The organism is Polaromonas sp. P3_C2 (genome assembly GCF_056402675.1).
In genome coordinates, this window is record NZ_JBFUGX010001266.1 from 1 (window position 1) to 537 (window position 537).

The following is a 537-nucleotide window of genomic DNA, read 5'->3' on the forward strand; positions in this document are numbered from 1 at the left end:
CCGATGACAAACGCCAGCTGGTAGCCGCCATTGAGCGCCACCACGGCATCGGCACCCGCACCGGCCAGCGAACCGGTGCGCGCCGCCGCCAGGCTGGCCAGCACCGCCAACCCCAACGCGCCGCCCATCATGAAGGAGGTATTGACCACGCCCGAGGCAATACCGGACTCGGCTGGGTCCACGTCGCTCATGGCGGCCAGCAACACCGGGTTGAAGGCCATGCCGGCCCCCAGCCCCAGCAGCAGCATGCCGGGCAACACGTCGAGCACAAAGCCGCCGCCCACCGGCGCACGCGCGAACAAGGCCAGGCCCAGGGCGGCCAGCAGCAGGCCGGCAGACAGCGGTGCGCGTATGCCGAAACGCATGACGATTTTGGCCGACAGGCCGAGCGAGAACGCGGCCATGATCAGGTTGGCGGGCAAAAAGCCCAGGCCGACCTGCAGGGCGCTGTAGCCCAGCACCAGTTGCATATACAACGCCGAAATAAAGAACCAGGCAAACATGGCCGCGGCCCACAGTACGCCGACCACGTTGGCG

At 67.8% G+C, this 537-nt stretch carries 1 protein-coding gene; it reads right to left on the minus strand.

Annotated elements, in window-relative coordinates:
• The coding region (locus AC1DWI_RS26000; RefSeq protein WP_477726307.1) for an MFS transporter at positions 1–537 on the minus strand (537 nt) is incomplete at both ends.